Origin of the sequence: Constrictibacter sp. MBR-5 (assembly GCF_040549485.1) — a bacterium.
GTDB lineage: Bacteria > Pseudomonadota > Alphaproteobacteria > JAJUGE01 > JAJUGE01 > Constrictibacter.
This window is the reverse complement of sequence record NZ_JBEPTK010000003.1, coordinates 239,445-256,121: the sequence shown is the minus strand read 5'-3', so window position 1 is coordinate 256,121 and position 16,677 is coordinate 239,445. Positions and strand designations below refer to the sequence as shown.

The following is a 16,677-nucleotide window of genomic DNA, read 5'->3' as shown; positions in this document are numbered from 1 at the left end:
GATGACCATCGCCCTGCGCCGCAGCGCGCCCTCGTTCGAGACCCCGTCGCTCCGCGACAAGGTGAGCCCGGAGGAGTGGAAGATCCGCGTCGATCTCGCGGCCCTCTACCGGCTGGTCGCGAAGTACGGCATGACGGATCTGGCCGCCACGCACCTGTCGGCGCGCGTGCCCGGTCCCGACCATCACTTCCTCATCAATCCCTACGGGCTGATGTACGAGGAGGTCACGGCCTCCAGCCTCGTGAAGGTCGACATGGACGGCGAGATCGTCCTCGACACCGGATTTCCGGTGAACCCGGCCGGCTTCACCATCCATTCCGCCGTGCACATGGCGCGGCCGGAAGTGGTCTGCGTCGCGCACACGCACACGGTCGCCGGCATGGCGATCGCGTCGATCAAGGACGGCCTGCTGCCGATCAGCCAGTCGTCGATGATGTTCTACAACCGTATCGGCTATCACGACTGGGAGGGCATCGCGACCGACCTGAGCGAGCGCGAGCGGCTGGTGCGCGACCTGGGCCCGCACTTCGCGTGCATCCTGCGCAATCACGGCCTGCTGGCGCTGGGCGTGACGGTCAACATGGCCTGGAACATCCTCTATCACCTGGAGAAGAGCTGCGCGTCACAGCTCGCGGCTATGGCCGCCGCACACGGCCAGGGAAAGACGGTGTCGCTGCCGTCGAAGGAGGTCTGCGAGCACACCGGGCAGCAGTTCGACGCGTTCCGGGAGAGCCTCGCGACGAGCGAACGGCACTGGCCGACCTTCCTCGCCGAACTGGACCGCGAGGACCCGTCCTACCGCAACTGACTTGGCATATATGGCTCGGAGGAAGGGCCGACGGCCCGCCTCCGGCCGTTGGCCCGGTATCGGTTTCATCAGGCGCGGAACTGCCCGGCGTGGCGGCGGCCTTCGGCCCGCGACCTGGGCGCGGCGGTGGGTGAAGCGCGTCGGCATCGCCGGCGTGCTGCTCGCGGCCGTCCTGGGCGTGCGCCAGAACGAGATCTTCTATCCGGTTTCCGTCCCCTACGATCGCGCGCTCTATCCGCACTGGTCGGACACGGACGGCGATTGCCGCGACGCGCGCCAGGAGACCCTGGCGGCACAGAGCCTGGTGCCGGTGCGATGGTCGGCGGACGGCTGCCGCGTGACCGCCGGCCTGTGGCTGGATCGCTGGTCCGGCAGCGAGACCCAGGATCCGGGAGCGGTGGACGTCGACCACATGGTGCCGCTCGGCGAAGCCCACCGGAGCGGTGCGCACGCCTGGAGCCCGGCGCGCCGGGAAGCCTTCGCCAACGACCGGACAGGTGGTCAGCTCATCGTCCTCTCGGCGCGGACGAACCGGTCGAAAGCCGACGGCGACCCGCTCTCCTGGATGCCGCCGCGGCTCTCGACGTGGTGCCGCTATGTGGACGGCTGGCTGGCGGTGAAACGGCGCTGGGCGCTGGAAGCCGATCTGCTGGAGCGGGCCTGGACGGCCGGGCTGGACGCCGCCTGCGGCGCCGGCGGCCGGCTGCGGGTGCGGCTCAGCGCATCGTCCTAGGCTGTGGGCCGAGGGTGGCGCTGGCGTCTTCCGCCCTCTCGCGGATCAGTTCGACGTCGTTCCGGGCCCGTTCGACATAGGCCGTGATGCACTCGGAATAGACCTGCAGCTGCGAATTGTAGGCATCCACCTCGCGGTTGTAGTCGTTGACGGCGCGCGACGAGGTCATGCTGGACGGCCGGACCGGAAGCACCGGCGCGCCGCCGCAGCTGTGCGACGGATAGGCGAAGGACCCGAAATTGGTGGCGGGGCCGTAGCCGCTGCCAGCGCGGGTGCCGTAGGACTGGGCTGAGGACGACGTGGCCGCCGCGCCGCCGAGGGCGACACAGGCGAGCGCCGCCGCAATGAGATCGATCCGCACATCATGCTCCCTGACTGGACTCCGCCGCATATGGCGAGGGCCGCGCGGTTTGGCGACAGCGCGCGAAGGGAGTGCGCTTCATGCGGCCCTCTGCGGGCTTCCGCGATAACGCCGCAGCAGGTCGGCCCGCAGCGCGTCCGGCTCCGTCAGGGGCAGCGAGCAGACCGGCCCCTCGCAGACATAGGCGGTCGCGCGGCCGCCGACCGCACCCTTGCCTGCCGCGGGATGATTCGCCGGCAGCGGCGCGCGGTCGTCCGAGAGGGTCACCACCGCATTCGGCAGCGACAGCGACCATACCGTGCGCAGCATCGCATCGGCACCGTCGGCACCCGCGATCACGATCTGCAGGCCCGATTCGAGCAGTTCCGCCGCGTTGATCAGCGTCGCGAGCGGATAGAAGTTGCGCTCGATCTCACCGGAGACCGACGCAATGGTCCGGCCGGCGCGCTCCGCCCATGCCATCTCGCCGGTGAGCAGCCAGAGCCGCGCCTCGACCTCGGCCATGGTACCGCTGCCGCCGGGGGTGGCATTGTCGGCGGTGCTCTTCGGCCGCACGATCAGGCCATCCGCATCGTCGGCGCTCATGAAATAGCCGCCGGCGGGGTCGGCGAAGTGCCGTTCCGCGGCCTCCGCCCAGTTCCGTGCATGATCCAGATAACGCCGGTCGCCGACGATCTCGAACAGGGTGAGCGCGGCCCGCGCCATCTGGGCATGGTCGTCCAGCGTCGCCGGATGGCGCAGGCGCCCGTCCCGCCAGGAGTGGCGCAGGCGTCCATCGCCGTCGACCATATGGCGTGCGACGAACGCGAAGGCGTCCCGGGCGGCATCGAGCCACGGCGGTTCGTCAAGGGCGACGGCCGCCCGCGCCAGAGCCGCGATCGTCAGGCCGTTCCAGTCGGCGAGAACCTTGTCGTCGCGCTCCGGTGCCGGGCGTTTCGCGCGCGCCCGCAGCAGCGTCTCCCGGGCGGCGGCGAGCCGGGTCTCCTCCGCGTTGGACAGGAGGTCGGGTCGCTCCAGGCGGTTCAGGATGGTGCGGCCTTTCCAGTTGCCGGTGGCCGTCACGTCGTAGATCGACTTGAACGATGCGCTCTCGGGGCCGAGCAGCGCGTCGATCTCGGCCTCCGTCCAGACGTAGAAGCGCCCCTCCTCGCCTTCGCTGTCGGCATCGACGCTGGCGGCGAACCCGGCACTGCCGTCGTCTGCGGCGCCGGCACGCATCTCCCTGAGCAGCCAGGCGGCGGTCTCGCGGATGCGCGCCTCCAGCAGAGGATCGCGCTCGTCCTGCCAGACCGTCGTCAGCAGCTCGAGCATCTGCGCATTGTCGTAGAGCATCTTCTCGAAGTGCGGCACGAGCCAGCGCTCGTCGACGGAATAGCGGGCGAAGCCGCCGCCGAGATGGTCCCAGATGCCGCCCTGGCTCATCTGCGTCAGGGTCGTCAGGACGGCGCGGCGGAAGGGCTCCAGTCCCGTCCGTTTCCAGGCCCGCCAGAGCAGCAGGAATACCGGGACGCTGGGAAACTTCGGTGCCTCGCCGATGCCGCCGTGGAAGGGATCCGTCTCGCGGACCAGCCGGCGCGCGATCCTGTCGATCAGTGGTACCGTCAGCGTCGCGTCGCCGGCCTTGGACGCGGTTGCCTTGTCGAGCGCGTCCCGGATCGCCTTGACGTTCGCCTGCACCTTGTCGGGATCGGTGCGCCACGCCTCGGCCATCGTCCGCAGCACGTCGGCGAAGCCCGGCCGGCCCCAACGGGACTGGGGCGGGAAATAGGTGCCGCCCCAGAAGGGCTCCCCAGCCGGGGTGAGGAACATGGTCAGCGGCCAGCCGCCCTGCTGCCCGAGCAGCGCCAGGGATTGCTGATAGATGGCATCCACGTCCGGGCGTTCCTCGCGGTCGACCTTGATGCAGACGAACAGGTCGTTCATCACCGCGGCGATCGCCGGATCCTCGAAGCTCTCGTGCGCCATGACGTGGCACCAGTGGCAGGCGGCATAGCCGACCGACAGGAGGATCGGCTTCCGCGCGCTTTCGGCCTCCGCCAGGGCGGCCTCGCCCCACGGCCGCCAGTGCACGGGATTGTCCCTGTGCTGGAGCAGGTAGGGGCTCGTTTCGTCGCGGAGCAGGTTCTCGGTCATCGCCGGTCCTCGCAGGCGTCGGTTCAGCTGTTAAGCTGTGGCCTTGGGCGCAGCGTCTCAAGGCACCGGCCGGGATTGACGACAGTTGTTCGGTGCCACGCGATGAACCACATGAGACAGGTGTCCAGCCGCCGGCAGGAGTATCCGATGAAGGTCAGCATCGACATCGACTGCACGCCCGAAGAGGCGCGCCACTTTCTCGGCCTGCCCGATGTGCAGCCGATGCAGCAGGCGGTGATGCAGGAAATGCAGGACAGGCTGCTGTCGAACCTCCGTTCGATGGATCCGGAAGCCCTGTGGAAGGCATGGATGCCTGCCGCTGCCACCGGCCTCGACCAGATGCAGCGCTTCTGGTCGCAGTTCCGCACGGCGGCGGAGGGCAAGCCGCGCACCGAATGAGGTTTCCCGAGCAGGAGGCCTCCCTGGCCGTCGGCTCGGCGGCGGATGCGGCGGCGGTGGGCTGGCACCCGGACATCGGTGCCATCTACGCCTATTGGGACGCCCTTCGCCCGGCGCCGGGACTACTTCCAGCGCGCCGAGACCTGGATCCCGCGCGGATCGTGCGCCTGCTGCCCGACATCTGGATGCTCGATATCCACCGCGACCCGTTCAGGATGCGCTACCGGCTGGTGGGCACCGCCGTGGTCGCCGCGCACGGGCGCGAGTTGACGGGACAGTGGTTCGACGAGGCGCACCCGAACCTCGATGCAGGATATTATAAGCGATATCAAGATGTTGTCGAAACGCGCCGGCCCAGCTGGCGGCGCGGGCCGCCATTCCTGGACCAGCGCAGCCGGATGCTCCGGATCCTCGAGAACATCGTCCTGCCGCTGGCGGAGGACGGTGCCACGGTGGACATCCTGCTGTGCCTGACGCGGATCTACGGCCGCACCGGCGAGGTCAGGTTCTGAGGGAAGACACGATCTTCGCGGTGGCGACGGCCCCTGGGCGTGCGGGGATCGCCATCCTCCGCGTCTCCGGCCGGGAGGCGGTGCACGCGCTGCAGCGGCTGCGCGGCCACGGTGGCGCGGGACCGCAGCCGCGGCGGGCGACCCTGTGCAGGTTCCGCGACGGTGCCGGAGGCGTGATCGATGAGGGGCTCTTCCTCTGGTTCCCGCGGCACAACAGCTTCACCGGCGAGGACGTCGTCGAGCTGCACGTGCATGGCGGCCGCGCCGTGGTGTCGGCAATGCTGGACGAACTCTCCCGCATGCCCGGCCTGCGTCCGGCCGAGCCGGGCGAGTTCACCCGCCGCGCCTTCGAGAACGGCCGGCTCGATCTGACCGCGGTGGAAGGCCTGGCGGACCTCGTGGCAGCCGACACACCGGCGCAGCGCAGACAGGCCCTGCGTCAGCTTTCTGGCCGCCTGGCGGGGGTCTACGACGACTGGACGGGGCGCCTGACGCGTGCTCTGGCGTGGCTGGAGGCGGAGATCGATTTCGCCGACGAGGACTTGCCCGACGGAATCGGCGCGGCGACGCGGACCGCGGTCGCGGCGGTCCGCACGGAGATGGCGGCACATCTGGCGGACGGGCGGCGCGGCGAGATCGTGCGGGACGGTTTCTCGATCGCCATCGTCGGCCCGCCGAACGCCGGGAAGTCGAGCCTGCTCAACGCCCTGGCGCAGCGCGATGCGGCGATCGTCGCGGAGACCGCCGGTACGACGCGCGACGTGGTGGAGGTGCGTCTCGACATCGGCGGCTACGCGGCTGTGGTGGCCGATACCGCGGGTCTGCGGTCCGGCGCCGACCCGGTGGAGGAAGAAGGCATCCGCCGGGCGCTCGCCCGGGCGTCGCAGGCGGACCTGGTGCTGGTGCTGGTCGACGCGACCGACCCCGGAGCCGCTGCCGGGATCCGGGATCGTCTTCGCGATGCGGGCGTCGCGGACATGATGGTTTGCGCCAACAAGGTCGATCTGGTCGCCCTTGAGGGGAAGTCGGCGATCGACGATCACGCGGCGCATCCGCTGTCGGTGCGCACCGGCGCGGGCATGGCGGAACTGCTGGCCGCTTTGGCGCACCGCATCGCCGACCATGTGGGCAAGGAGACCGAGGCGCCGGTGCTGTCGCGGCTCCGGCACCGGCTGGCGATCGAGGCCTGCGTGGACCATCTGTCGCGCTTCGCCGGCGTCACGCAGCCGGACCTCGCGGCGGAGGACGTCCGGCTGGCGGTTCGGGAACTGGGCCGGATCACCGGGCGTGTGGACGTGGAGGACCTGCTGGACGTGATCTTCCGCGATTTCTGCATCGGGAAGTGAACGTTTCACGTGAAACATGCCGGGCCGCTTTGACAGCGTAGCGCCCCGCCCATACATTCCGCCCATGAGCGAAGCCTGGGATGTAATTGTCGTCGGCGGCGGGCACGCCGGCTGCGAAGCGGCTGCGGCGTCGGCGCGCCTGGGCGCGCGGACGCTTCTGATCACGCACAAGATCGAAACGATCGGCGAGATGTCATGCAACCCGGCCATGGGCGGCCTGGGGAAAGGCCATCTCGTCCGCGAGATCGATGCACTCGACGGGATCATGGCGCGCGCCATCGACCGGGCCGGAATACAGTTCCGCATGCTCAACCGGAGCAAGGGGCCGGCGGTCCGCGGCCCGCGAGCCCAGGCGGACCGGAAGCTCTACCGTGCGGCGGTCCAGGCGCTGCTGGCGGAGCAGGCGAACCTCCAGATTCGCGCCGACGCGGTCGAGGACCTGCTGCTCGACGCCGCGGGCAACGCGTGCGGTGTGGTGACCGGCGACGGCATGGGAATTCGCGCCGGGGCCGTCGTGGTGACCACTGGCACCTTCCTGCGCGGCCTGATCCATATCGGGGAGGAGCGCTACCCGGCCGGGCGTGTCGGTGACGAGCCGTCCGACGGCCTCTCGCAGACCCTGTCGCGCGCCGGGTTCACCCTTGCGCGGCTGAAGACCGGAACGCCGCCGCGGCTCGACGGGCGAACGATCGACAAGGCGGCGCTCCAGGTGCAGGAGGGCGAGGATCCGCCCACGCCCTTCTCCTATCTGACCGAGCGCATCGATACGCCGCAGACCGTCTGCCACGTGACGGAGACGACCGAGGCGACCCACGCGATCATCCGCGCCGACATCCACCGGGCGCCGATCTATTCGGGACAGATCCAGTCGACGGGGCCGCGCTACTGTCCCTCGATCGAGGACAAGGTGGTGCGGTTCGCCGACAAGCAGCGGCACCAGATCTTCCTGGAGCCTGAAGGGCTCGACGACGATACGGTCTATCCCAACGGCATCTCGACCTCGCTGCCGCGCGAGGTCCAGGCGCGGCTGGTCGCGAGCATTCCCGGCCTCGAACGGGCGACGATCCTGCGGCCCGGCTATGCCATCGAATATGACTGCGTCGATGCGCGCGAACTGATGCCGACACTGGAGACGCGCCGGATCCCGCGGCTCTTCCTCGCGGGGCAGATCAACGGCACGACGGGCTACGAGGAAGCGGCGGCGCAGGGCTTGTATGCCGGCGCGAATGCCGCGCTCGCTGCCGCCGGGAGCCGGCCCTTCCTGCTGGACCGCGCGGACGCCTATCTCGGCGTCATGGTGGACGACCTGATCACCCGCGGCGCGGACGAGCCGTATCGCATGTTTACGTCGCGGGCCGAGTACCGGCTGCTGCTGCGTGCCGACAACGCGGACCAGCGCCTGACGCCGCGGGCGGTGGCGGTGGGATTGGCGGGCGCGGCCCGGCAGGCGGCATGGGCGGCGCGTTCGGCGGCACTTGATGGGGCAAGGACCGCATTGTCGGCGGTCGGCGGATCGCCCGAGTCGCTGGCGCGCCTGGGGTTTCCGATCAATCGGGACGGCCGGCGCCGGTCCGGCCTGGACCTGCTGGCGCTGCCGGACTGCGACGCGGGGCGGATGGCGGCGGCGTGGCCGGAACTTGCGGAAATCCCGGCCGACGTCCTGGAGCAGCTGCAGATCGAGGCGCTGTATGCCGGCTATGTGGAGCGCCAGGCGGCCGACATTCGGGCTTTCCGGCGCGACGAAGCGCTGGGCCTGCCGCCGGACCTGGACTATCGCAGCGTCGGCAGCCTGTCCAACGAGATCCGCGAAAAGCTGAACCGGGCGCGCCCCGCAACGATCGGCGCCGCCGCGCGCATTCCCGGCGTGACACCAGCTGCCGTCAACGCGTTGCTGCGTTTCGTGCGGCGCGACGCGCCGCGGCGGACGGCCTGAGATGGTCGCGGACCCGGCTCCCGGCGGCTTGGCCGCTACGGGCGATCATGGCCCCGAATGGTTCGCCGAAACGGCGGGCGTTTCACGTGAAACACTCGACAAGCTGACCGTGTTCGTCGACCTGCTCAATACATGGCAGGAACGGAAGAACCTGGTGAGCGCCGCGAGCCTCGGCGACGTCTGGCGCCGGCACATCTTCGATTCGGCGCAGCTGTTTCCGCTGCTCGACGAGGATGACGAGATCGTCGATCTGGGCTCGGGTGCCGGTTTTCCCGGCCTGATCCTGGCGATCATGGGCATGCAGAACGTCCGTCTCGTCGAGAGCAACCACGGAAAGTGCGCGTTCCTGCGCGCCGCGGCGGAGGCGACGGGTACGCCGGTGGAGATCTGGACCGAGCGGCTCGAGACGCTCGGCAAGGGCGCACTGGCCGGCGTCGCCGACGTCGTCACCGCGCGGGCCGTGGGCCCGCTGACGCGGCTCCTCCCCTGGATCGCTCCCGTGATCCGACCGGGTGGCTGCGCCCTCCTCCTGAAAGGTGCCCGAACCGACGAGGAACTGGCGGATGCACGGGTGGGGTGGCGCATGCGGGCCACCCGCCTGCCGAGCCGCTCCGACCCGACGGGCACCATACTCCGATTGGAAGACATCAGGCGTGTCGACACGAAACCCCGACGCCACCGCTGAGCGCCGCGCCGCGCCACGGGTCATCGCGATCGCCAACCAGAAGGGCGGCGTCGGCAAGACGACGACCGCGGTCAATCTGGCCGCTGCGCTGGCGGCGAGGGACCATGATGTCCTGGTGATCGATCTCGATCCCCAGGGGAACGCATCGACGGGCCTGGGCGTATCGCGCGTCGACCGGAGCCTCGGCAGCTACGAGGTGCTGCTCGACGAGACGAGCCTGGATGCGGCCCTGGTCGAGACGGCCTTTCCCGGCTTCTGGCTCATTCCGTCCACCCCCGAGCTCGCCGGCGCCGAGGTCGAACTGGTGCAGGCGCCGCGGCGCGAGCAGCGGCTCCGCGACGCGTTGCGCGAGAGCCGCGCAGCCGTCGACTACGTGCTGATCGACTGTCCGCCGGCACTGGGCCTGCTGACGCTGAACGCCTTCGTGGCGGCCGACGCGGTCCTCGTCCCGCTCCAGGCGGAATTCCTGGCGCTGGAAGGCCTGTCGCAGCTGATGCGCACCATCGACCGCGTCCGCGAGAGCCTGAACGTGCGGCTGCGCCTGCAGGGCATCGTGCTGACCATGATCGACCGGCGCAACAACCTGTCGATCCAGGTCGCCGACGACGTCCGCGCGCATCTCGGCCAGAAGATCTACAGCACGGAGATCCCGCGCAACGTGCGCCTGTCGGAGGCGCCCTCGCACGGGCTGCCGGTGCTGTCCTACGATCCGCGTTCCGCCGGCGCCGTCGCCTATGTGCGTCTGGCGGAAGAATTCATCGCCCGTGAGGAGGCCATTCGATGACCGGCAATCGTCGTCAGCTGGGACGCGGCCTCTCCGCGCTGTTGGGCAACGGTACCACGGAGGCCGCCGCGGCGGATGAACGCGCCCGTCCCTCGCGCACGGTGCCGGTCGAGGCCCTGCGCCCCGGCCAGTTCCAGCCGCGGCGCCGCTTCGATGCGGATGCGATCGAGGCCCTGTCGCAGTCGATTCGCGAGAAGGGCATCCTGCAGCCGATCCTGGTGCGGCGTCCCGCCGACGGCTCCGACGGGTACGAGATCGTCGCGGGCGAGCGACGCTGGCGCGCCGCCCAGCGGGCGCAGCTGCACGAAGTGCCGGTCATCGTGCGCGACCTGTCCGACCAGGACGCGCTCGAGATTGCGATCGTCGAGAACGTCCAGCGCGAGAGCCTGTCGCCGGTCGAGGAGGCCGAGGGCTACAACCGCCTGATCGCCGATTTCAGCTACACCCAGGAACAGCTGGCCCAGACGGTCGGCAAGAGCCGCAGCCACATCGCGAACACGCTGCGCCTGCTCGGCCTGCCGGGCAGCGTGCGCGAGCTGCTCGACAAGGGCGCGATCAGCGCCGGCCACGCGCGGGCCTTGGTGGGAGCGGCGAACCCGGCCGTGCTGGCGGCACAGATCGTCGCGCGGGGCCTGTCGGTACGGGCGACGGAGCGGCTGGTCCAGGGCGCCAAGGCGGACGGTGCCGGGCGCCGCACCGCGCCGCCGAAGACGGCCGATACGGTCGCCCTGGAGCGCGACCTGGCGGACCTGCTCGGTCTGCGGGTCAAGATCAACTGGGACGGCAAGGCCGGGTCGGTGACGCTGCGCTTCTCCGACCTCGACCAGTTCGACGGCCTGCTGTCCCGCCTGAAGGCGCGCGAGACGGGCTGAACGCCGCGCGGACCGCTATTCGTAGCCGGGCGGCGGCACGAAGCCGCCGCAGGTCCGCTCGATCAGCCGCGCCACGTGGATGGCCGTGCGGTCGTGCAGGTGCGGCGCCAGGATCTGGATGCCCACCGGCAGCCCCGATTTCGTCAGGCCGGCCGGCGCCGCCGTCGAGGGCAAGAAGACCACGCCGCCGATGCCGGCCCAGAACATCTGGTCGGTTGTCGGAACCTTCTTCCCGTTGACCAGGATCGTGCGTTGCGCACGATCGCCCGCTTGGTCGTGCGGCCAGGCAGCCGAGGCGCCCACCGGGCAGAGCAGGACGTCCCAGTCGCGAAAGAAGTCGGCCCAGGCGAGCCGCATCTGCCCCCGCTCATTGTTCCAGCGGTGCCAGTCGCGGTGCCGCATCGTGTTGGCGCGCGCCATCATCGCGTAATAGCTCTTGTCGTCGGCGAGTCGTTCGGCGTCGCGCAGATGCTGGTCGAACACGGCCGGCGGCAGCCGGCCGGAGGTGGCCGCGCGAAGCAGGGTGATGTAGACCTCGTGCTGCCGGGCGAGGTCGATCGCCGGCCTTGCCCGGTCGTCCACCCGGGCACCCGCGGCCGCGAGGCGGTCGACCAGCGCCTGCAGGACGTCGAGCATCTCGCCGTCGCTCTCCGCGCAGGGATGGTCGAGCATCACGGCGACGCGCAGGTCCTTCAGCGTCTCGCCGCGCGGGCCCGGCAGGTCCAGTTTCCAGCCCGCCCCGTCCATCTCGTCCGGCCCGGCCATGACCGACAGCGCGAGATCGAGATCGTCGGCGCCACGGGCCAGCGGGCCGATGACGGAGATATCCGACGGCACGACGACGCCGGGCAGCGCGTGGCCGCGCGACGGGCAGATGCCCCAGGTCGGCTTGTGGCCGAAGACACCGCAGTAATGCGCGGGGTTGCGGATGGAGGCGCCGATGTCGCTGCCGGCCTCCAGGCCCGTCAGGCCCGCCGCCAGGGCGGCCGCGGAACCGCCCGACGAACCGCCCGGCGTGCGGGAGAGGTCCCACGGGTTGTTCGTCGTGCCGTAGACGGGATTGAAGCTCTGCCAGTCGGCGAGCATCACGGGAACGTTGGTCTTGCCGAAGGGAATGGCGCCGGCGTCGACGAACCGCTGCACGGGCAGCGAATGGCGTTCCGCCTTGGTATCCTTGTATTCCGGCAGGCCCCAGGTGGTGGGGGCGCCGGCGATGTCGTAGGATTCCTTAAACGTCATCGGCAGGCCGTGCAGCGGCCCCCAGCTTTCGCCTCGCACACGCGCATCGTCCGCTGCTTTCGCCCGTGCGCGGGCACCGTCAATATCCGTCCAGATCAGTGCATTCAACCTTGGGTTGAATCTCTCAACCCGGGCGAGATAGTGATCCAGCAGTTCCAGGCTGCCCACGCTCCCGTCGCGGAGGGCCGCGGCGAGGCTGGTGGCTGTGTCGAAGGCACGATCGGTCATGGAGCACCCCGCATGGTCGGATGTCCCGCTGGGCGGGATCGATGACCGATCGAACCACGCCCTGACCCGACACGGAAGCGGCAGACACGCCGCCGGTCAGCGGCGCTTCGGTTTCGGAGCGTTGCTTGGCCGGCCGGAGGCCGGTTCGTCGAGATCCGGCTTGATGATGTCCGCGCGGACCGTGAACGAGTCCGGATCCACCCGATCGGGCCCCGGTGCGTCGTAGATGACGAGGAGGCTGCCGTCGCGCGCGTCGGAGGCGTGCTCCAGGCCTTCGGGATGATCGGTTTCCAGGCCATAGTGCAGTTCGGCGACGACGCCGATCCGTTGCGGCGCCACGACGCCCGAGCGGATGTCGCGGACCGCGTCGCGCCAGCGCAGGACCAAGGCCGTGCCGTCCAACGCCATCGTCGGCCCGACCAGCAGCAGCAGGTCGTCGCCGCAGAGCCGCAGGTCGCGGACGCCGAGGCCCTGGGTGTCGAGCAGGTGCTTGCGGTACCGGGCCTTGCCCTCGATCCGCCGCGCCGTGAGACGGCCGCTGGACGGCTCCTTAAGCGAGAGTTCCAACACTACGGCATGGCCGCGCAGCACCGGCCCGCGCAGTCCGAGCCAGACGCGGTCGCCGCGCACCGCTATGCCCTCGATGTCGAAGCCGTTCTCCTTCGACGGGATCGAGAGGAAGGCGGCCAGATGCGGATCCTCCTCGAGCCATTCATGCAGCGTCGAGCGCGACTTCCTCAGCTTCAGGCAGGCGGCCTTCCGTCCTCCGACGTCGTCGCAGAGACCGAACATGCCGGCGCCCTCGTCGCGCAGCGGCACCCGTCCGAGAAAGTAGCGGTTGGGGTCGCGGCCGATCTCGGCCATTCGCTCCAGAGCGTCTTCATGGCCGTGCTCGTCCCGCTTGGCCTTCTTGCGCTTCAGCGCGTGCGAACCGACGATCCAGAGATAGCCGTCCGCGGCAGCCAAACCCTCGATGTCCATCTCGCCGGACTGTCCTTCGGGGAGATCGAAGAAGTCGCCGAGCCGGATGCTGGTATGCGCCGCGAAGTCGCCGGCGGCGTTCTCGACGAGACGCTCCACGCTCGCCGTCTCGTCGCATGCGACGAACAGGCAGCGTCCGACCCGGGCGACGGCCGACAGATCCTTGCTCAGCGGATCGTCGATGTGGCGGATCGGCCGCCAGTCGGAAAAGACGAGATCGACCTGGTCGATGGGATCGAGCGGCACCCGGCACTCCTGCAGCAGCGGTCTCCCGTCAACGCCGCCGCGGACGCGATGTTGCCGGCATCCCGCATCGCGCTTGCGCCACCGGGCGCCGCCCTGCACCTTGGTCCGCGCCCGCCCGTCGCTTCGGAGACCATCCTTGTTCGTCCCCACCTCCGACTATCTCGGCACGCTTCCCTTCTTCGCGCTCTTCTTCGCGGCCGCCTGCCTGCTGCTCGCCGTGTTCGCGCTGATCTACACCTTCGTGACGCCGTTCAACGAGCTCCGGCTGATCCGTGCCGGCAACAGCGCCGCCGCGATCAGCTTCTCCGGTGCGATGATCGGCTTCGCCATTCCGCTCGCCGGGGTGATCGAGAACAGCGTCAGCATCGCGGACATGCTGGTGTGGGGCGTCGTGGCCCTGGTCATCCAGCTTCTCGCCTTCCTCGTTGCGCGCCTGCTGCTGCCGGAACTCGTCCGGCAGATCGAAGGCGCGGAGGTGGGCCCGGCCATCGTCGTCGGCGCCTTCTCCATCGTCATCGGAATCCTCAACGCCGCCTGCGTGACCTACTGAGGTAGGGGCGCCGGTGTCGCCGCTGGTTGTAAGGGAACCATAGGCGCCACATCTCTTTTCCCTGATCGCATCCGCGAGGGAAGACAATGCCGCCACGCACGCCCGGCGTCTGGATGTGGGACGAAGCCTGCGAGAGGATCGACCGCGCCGAGCGGTTGCACCGCCAGTTCTTCATGCCCGCGCCCGCCCAGGCCCGCCGCCCCGCCTGGGAGCCGCCGCTCGACATCCTGGAGACCGAAGAGGCGCTGTGGATCGTCGCAGCGCTGCCGGGTGTCTCGTCCGATCACCTGGAGGTGGTCGTCGATTCGGGTGTGCTGATCGTGCGCGGGGAGCGCCGCCTGCCGCCCGGCCTGCGCCGCGCCGCCATCCACCGTCTCGAGATCCCGCACGGCCGGTTCGAACGCCGCATCGTCCTGCCCACCGGGCGGTACGAGGCCGGGCGGCCCGAACTCGAGGACGGCTGCCTCATCCTGAGTCTTCGCAAGCTGGGCTGACATCATGAACGGCGACCAGACGCAGACCTCTCCCGCGGCCGAGCTTCCCGCGGACGCCATGATCATCCTGCCGGTGCGCAACATGGTCCTGTTTCCGGGGATCGTGCTGCCGTTCGTCATCGGACGGCCGCGCTCCGTCGCCGCCGCCCAGGAGGCCGCCCGCTCCGAACGCCCTCTCGGCGTGCTCGTGCAACGGGACGCCAGCGTCGAAGACCCAACCAGCGCCGACCTGCACACGATCGGCACCGTGGCCGCCGTGATGCGCTACGTCACCGCGCCGGACGGCTCGCACCATGTCGTCTGCCAGGGCGAGCGCCGCTTCCGCGTCATCGAGTTCCTGGACGGATATCCGTTTCTCGTGGCGCGCGTCGAGCAGATCGGCGAGAGCGAACTCCGCACGGCGGAAGTCGAGGCGCGCGTCCATCGCCTGAAGGAGCGCGCCGTCGAGGCCGTCCAGCTTCTGCCCCAGGCGCCCGGCGAACTCGCGGGCGCGATCCAGTCGATCCAGTCCGCCTCGGCGCTGGCGGACTTCGTCGCCGCATTCCTCGACCTGCAGCCGGAAGAGAAGCAGCAGGTCCTGGAGACGCTCGATGTCCAGGCGCGCCTCGACATGGTGCTGGAGCGCCTGTCCTATCGCATCGGCGTGCTGAAGCTCTCGCAGCAGATCGGCCAGCAGACCAAGGACACGCTGGAAGCGCGCCAGCGCGAGCACCTCCTGCGCGAACAGCTTCGCCAGATCCAGAAGGAGCTGGGCGAGGAGGACGAGCGCGCGGCCGAGATCGCCGAGCTGAAGGAGGCGATCGAGAAGGCTGGCATGCCCGACGAGGTGCGCCAGCAGACCGACAAGGAGCTGCGGCGCCTGGAGCGCATGCCGGAAGCGGCCGCCGAGTATGGGATGACGCGCACCTATCTCGACTGGCTGATCGGCCTGCCGTGGAAGATCGAGGCGGAGCCGGAGATCGACATCGCCGAGGCCCGCCGCATCCTCGACGAGGATCACTACGGCCTCGACAAGATCAAGCGGCGCATCCTGGAATGGCTGGCGGTGCGCAAGCTGGCGCCGCACGGCCGCAGCCCGATCCTCTGCTTCGTCGGCCCGCCCGGCGTCGGCAAGACGTCGCTCGGCCAGTCGATCGCGCGGGCCACGGGCCGCAAGTTCACGCGCATCGCGCTCGGCGGCGTGCACGACGAGTCGGAGATCCGCGGCCACCGGCGCACCTATATCGGCGCGCTGCCGGGCAACATCATCCAGGCGATCCGCAAGGTCGGCGCCCGCAACGGCGTCTTCATGCTGGACGAGATGGACAAGCTGGGCCGCAGCCATCAGGGCGACCCCTCCTCCGCACTGCTTGAAGTGCTCGACCCGGAGCAGAACTCCACCTTCCGCGACACCTATCTCGGGGTGCCCTTCGACCTGTCGAAGGTGATGTTCATCGCGACGGCGAACGTGCTCGACCAGATTCCGGGCCCGCTGCGCGACCGGATGGAGGTCATCGAGCTGGCCGGCTACACGCAGGAAGAGAAGCTGGCGATCGCCAAGCGCTATCTGGTGAAGCGGCAGCTGGAGGCGAACGGCCTGAAGCCCGAACAGGTGGAGATCGGCGACGACGTGCTGGCGGCGATCATCGCCGACTACACGCGCGAATCCGGCGTGCGCAATCTGGAGCGGGAAGTCGGCACCGTCTTCCGCCATGCGGCCATGCGCATTGCCGAGGGCAAGGACGCGAAGGTCGTGGTGACGGTCGACGATCTCGCCGCGATCCTGGGACCGAAGCGCTACGAGGGCGAGCTGGCGATGCGGACCAGCGTGCCGGGCGTGGCGACCGGGCTCGCCTGGACCCCCGTCGGCGGCGACATTCTGTTTATCGAGGCGACGCGGACCCCGGGCGCGGGCAAGCTGATCCTCACCGGCCAGCTCGGCGACGTGATGCGCGAGAGCGTCCAGGCCGCATTGACGGTGGTGAAGGCGCGCGCCGCCTCGATCGGTATCGACCCGGCGATCTTCGAGAAGAGCGACATCCACGTTCACGTGCCGGCGGGCGCCATTCCCAAGGACGGGCCGTCCGCCGGTGTCGCGATGTTCACGGCGCTCACCTCGCTGCTGACCGACCGCACCGTGAAGAGCGACCTGGCCATGACCGGCGAGATCAGCCTGCGCGGCCTCGTGCTGCCCGTGGGCGGCATCAAAGAGAAGGTCATCGCCGCGCACCGGGCGGGCATCCGCACCGTCATGCTGCCGGCGCGCAACCGCAAGGACTATGAGGAGATCCCGGAAAGCACGCGGAACGCGCTGAAGTTCGTCTGGCTGGAGAAGGTCGACGACGCGCTCGCCGCGGCGCTCGAACCTTCGGCGGCGGAGGCGGCGGCCTAGGA

General features: G+C 69.8%; 16 protein-coding genes. 12 read left to right on the top strand and 4 right to left on the bottom strand.

Features of this window, described 5'->3' with window-relative positions; translation table 11 throughout:
* Position 1 precedes the first annotated feature (1 nt).
* Both ABIE65_RS08215 and ABIE65_RS08210 read left to right on the top strand, forming a co-directional pair.
* The gene (locus tag ABIE65_RS08215; protein ID WP_354077008.1) at positions 2 to 808 is read left to right on the top strand and encodes a class II aldolase/adducin family protein; all 807 of its coding nucleotides are present in this window, start codon (positions 2 to 4) and stop codon (positions 806 to 808) included.
* 130 nt (positions 809 to 938) lie between these two features.
* The gene (locus ABIE65_RS08210; RefSeq protein WP_354077006.1) at positions 939 to 1,541 is read left to right on the top strand and encodes a GmrSD restriction endonuclease domain-containing protein; all 603 of its coding nucleotides are present in this window, start codon (positions 939 to 941) and stop codon (positions 1,539 to 1,541) included.
* Here ABIE65_RS08210 and ABIE65_RS08205 read toward each other — a convergent pair.
* Both ABIE65_RS08205 and ABIE65_RS08200 read right to left on the bottom strand, forming a co-directional pair.
* A complete protein-coding gene (locus tag ABIE65_RS08205) occupies positions 1,525 to 1,902 on the bottom strand; it encodes a hypothetical protein (protein ID WP_354077004.1) in 378 nt (125 codons plus the stop codon). The genes ABIE65_RS08210 and ABIE65_RS08205 overlap by 17 nt on opposite strands.
* A 78-nt stretch (positions 1,903 to 1,980) precedes the next feature.
* Positions 1,981 to 4,035, bottom strand: a complete 2,055-nt coding sequence (locus tag ABIE65_RS08200; RefSeq protein ID WP_354077002.1) for a thioredoxin domain-containing protein — start codon at positions 4,033 to 4,035, stop codon at positions 1,981 to 1,983.
* Between the two features lie 147 nt (positions 4,036 to 4,182).
* On the opposite strand from ABIE65_RS08200, the gene ABIE65_RS08195 reads away from it, so the two are divergent.
* From ABIE65_RS08195 to ABIE65_RS08165, 7 genes are all read left to right on the top strand, one after another.
* Positions 4,183 to 4,434 carry a DUF6489 family protein gene (locus ABIE65_RS08195; protein WP_354077000.1) on the top strand — a complete coding sequence of 84 codons (252 nt, stop codon included), beginning with the start codon at positions 4,183 to 4,185 and terminating at the stop codon, positions 4,432 to 4,434.
* The gene (locus tag ABIE65_RS08190; protein WP_354076998.1) at positions 4,431 to 4,946 is read left to right on the top strand and encodes a PAS domain-containing protein; all 516 of its coding nucleotides are present in this window, start codon (positions 4,431 to 4,433) and stop codon (positions 4,944 to 4,946) included. Before ABIE65_RS08195 ends, ABIE65_RS08190 begins: the two co-directional genes overlap by 4 nt.
* A complete protein-coding gene (gene mnmE / locus ABIE65_RS08185) occupies positions 4,901 to 6,292 on the top strand; it encodes a tRNA uridine-5-carboxymethylaminomethyl(34) synthesis GTPase MnmE (RefSeq protein ID WP_354076997.1) in 1,392 nt (463 codons plus the stop codon). The genes ABIE65_RS08190 and mnmE overlap by 46 nt, the downstream gene beginning before the upstream one ends.
* 64 nt (positions 6,293 to 6,356) lie before the next feature.
* Positions 6,357 to 8,225, top strand: a complete 1,869-nt coding sequence (mnmG, locus tag ABIE65_RS08180; RefSeq protein WP_354076995.1) for a tRNA uridine-5-carboxymethylaminomethyl(34) synthesis enzyme MnmG — start codon at positions 6,357 to 6,359, stop codon at positions 8,223 to 8,225.
* A 1-nt stretch (position 8,226) separates the two neighbouring features.
* A complete protein-coding gene (gene rsmG, locus ABIE65_RS08175) occupies positions 8,227 to 8,910 on the top strand; it encodes a 16S rRNA (guanine(527)-N(7))-methyltransferase RsmG (protein ID WP_354076993.1) in 684 nt (227 codons plus the stop codon).
* Positions 8,879 to 9,694: a ParA family protein gene (locus tag ABIE65_RS08170; protein WP_354076991.1), complete on the top strand. Its 816-nt coding sequence runs from the start codon at positions 8,879 to 8,881 to the stop codon at positions 9,692 to 9,694. The genes rsmG and ABIE65_RS08170 overlap by 32 nt, the downstream gene beginning before the upstream one ends.
* Complete coding sequence (locus tag ABIE65_RS08165; protein ID WP_354076990.1) at positions 9,691 to 10,566, top strand: ParB/RepB/Spo0J family partition protein; 876 nt, start codon at positions 9,691 to 9,693, stop codon at positions 10,564 to 10,566. The genes ABIE65_RS08170 and ABIE65_RS08165 overlap by 4 nt, the downstream gene beginning before the upstream one ends.
* A 15-nt stretch (positions 10,567 to 10,581) precedes the next feature.
* Here ABIE65_RS08165 and ABIE65_RS08160 read toward each other — a convergent pair whose 3' ends face one another.
* Both ABIE65_RS08160 and ABIE65_RS08155 read right to left on the bottom strand, forming a co-directional pair.
* The gene (locus ABIE65_RS08160) at positions 10,582 to 12,033 is read right to left on the bottom strand and encodes an amidase (RefSeq protein WP_354076989.1); all 1,452 of its coding nucleotides are present in this window, start codon (positions 12,031 to 12,033) and stop codon (positions 10,582 to 10,584) included.
* Positions 12,034 to 12,129: 96 nt separating this feature from the next.
* Positions 12,130 to 13,260 carry a DUF3616 domain-containing protein gene (locus ABIE65_RS08155; RefSeq protein WP_354076987.1) on the bottom strand — a complete coding sequence of 377 codons (1,131 nt, stop codon included), beginning with the start codon at positions 13,258 to 13,260 and terminating at the stop codon, positions 12,130 to 12,132.
* 136 nt (positions 13,261 to 13,396) lie between these two features.
* Between ABIE65_RS08155 and ABIE65_RS08150 the strand changes: the two genes are divergently transcribed.
* The 3 genes from ABIE65_RS08150 (at position 13,397) to lon (ending at position 16,675) form a co-directional block, all read left to right on the top strand.
* Positions 13,397 to 13,810 (top strand): DUF350 domain-containing protein, encoded by a 414-nt coding sequence (locus tag ABIE65_RS08150; protein WP_354076986.1) that lies wholly within the window; start codon positions 13,397 to 13,399, stop codon positions 13,808 to 13,810.
* Between the two features lie 86 nt (positions 13,811 to 13,896).
* On the top strand, positions 13,897 to 14,304 hold the full coding sequence (locus ABIE65_RS08145; protein WP_354076985.1) for an Hsp20/alpha crystallin family protein: 408 nt from the start codon (positions 13,897 to 13,899) through the stop codon (positions 14,302 to 14,304).
* A gap of 4 nt (positions 14,305 to 14,308) precedes the next feature.
* A complete protein-coding gene (gene lon / locus ABIE65_RS08140; protein WP_354076983.1) occupies positions 14,309 to 16,675 on the top strand; it encodes an endopeptidase La in 2,367 nt (788 codons plus the stop codon).
* Positions 16,676 to 16,677 lie beyond the last annotated feature (2 nt).